At 57.5% G+C, this 1,328-nt stretch carries 2 protein-coding genes; one reads left to right on the top strand and one right to left on the bottom strand.

Annotated features, from left to right (window positions below; translation table 11 throughout):
- Positions 1–222: 222 nt before the first annotated feature.
- Complete coding sequence (locus NKH42_RS31090; RefSeq protein ID WP_352648388.1) at positions 223–594, bottom strand: hypothetical protein; 372 nt, start codon at positions 592–594, stop codon at positions 223–225.
- A 430-nt stretch (positions 595–1,024) separates the two neighbouring features.
- On the opposite strand from NKH42_RS31090, the gene NKH42_RS31085 reads away from it, so the two are divergent.
- Positions 1,025–1,328, top strand: a 304-nt coding sequence (locus NKH42_RS31085) for a hypothetical protein (protein WP_352974834.1), incomplete at its 3' end; no start/stop codon positions are given.

Here is a 1,328-nt window from a genome sequence, read left to right as displayed (position 1 = left end):
ACGATAGGATGGCAAACTGTTCGCGATGTCCTCGCACAGCTGTTCGCGATGTCCCCGGTCCAAACACCCCCTTGAGGGGGAGATGTCGCCGAAGGCGACAGAAGGGGGGCGTTGCGCGTGGAGCGCCGGCATCATCTGTCCGCGATGGGACGTCGCATCAGGACGTACCGACCCCCTCTGGCCTGCCGGCCATCTCCCCCTCAAGGGGGGAGATTTGCCACGTCACGGCACCAGATCGATTTCCTCGGTCTCGCCGCCGCTGCAGGTGTAGCAGCAATCGTCGCACTTTTCCGTGTTGCCGGGGCCGACACCCCAATAGGTGCTGTCGTCGCCATCGACCCAGGCGCCATAGCAGATCGATTCGCCGTCATTGCAGGACAGCGGGATCGACTTGGTCTCGCCGTCGTTGAGATAATAATCCTGATTGTTGCCCGGCCAGACATGGTCGCGGTCCTGGCTGTAGAGTTCGACGCGCATGGCGTTCGGATGGCTGTTCTTGATCTCGAAGGTGACATCGCCGGCATGCGCGACGGGCGCAAACAAGGCGGCAAGGCAAAGCGCCGCGGCAGCGCGGCGCACGGAAGCGTAAAACATTGGATATTCCCCCCGGAATGAAACGGCCTGCCCGGCCGCGAGGGGGAACATGGCATGGCGGCGGGATGGGTGGAAGGGGGTTGCGCCGCCTACTTCGCCAGATGTGGAGAGAATGGATTTTCAGGTCCTTATGAGCAAAAGCGTCAAACTCCACCGGATAAGATCGTGAGAATTGTGGCTATGGCTATCTAATCAAACACAATTCTGCTTTGCTTCAACAATGGCGGCGATCAACCTTCCAATACAAATCACTTACGACACAAGAGGCTCAACACCTTTGGTGGACGTAATAGCGGCGCTGCAAGCAGCAGACATAGCAATCCAGGATGCCGTTTCCTTACTTCCCAGCCTAATCGATGGTGTTCACATCGAGCGGAGTCAGATAAATGTTCGCTCTTTGTCCCAAGAAAGCCCCCTTCGGGAGCTATTCGTGGTGTCGCTGATCGTTGCCTTTCAGGACGATTTGAAAACCGAGATTCCGCCAATGCTTGAGGACCTTTTCAAGGTCAACATACCGGACTCGTACGACTCGTTGGTCACGGTCGTTACGATGATAGTCCTGTTTTACGGCGCGTCGTTTTTGAAGGATGCAGCGGTAAAGGCGGTGGAGGATGGCGCGCTCAGGCGGAAACTAGACAACATTGTCGATCAGCTGGACACCTCGAACTACCGGCATTTCCAGAGTGGGTGGTGCGACAATGAGGTTGCGAACAGCCTGACGCGCGGCGGGGGCT

The sequence above is a fragment of the Mesorhizobium sp. M1142 genome (assembly GCF_040318565.1).
Taxonomy (GTDB): domain Bacteria; phylum Pseudomonadota; class Alphaproteobacteria; order Rhizobiales; family Rhizobiaceae; genus Mesorhizobium.
The sequence above is the reverse complement of the archived record's forward strand: the minus strand, read 5'-3'. Positions and strand labels throughout refer to the sequence as shown.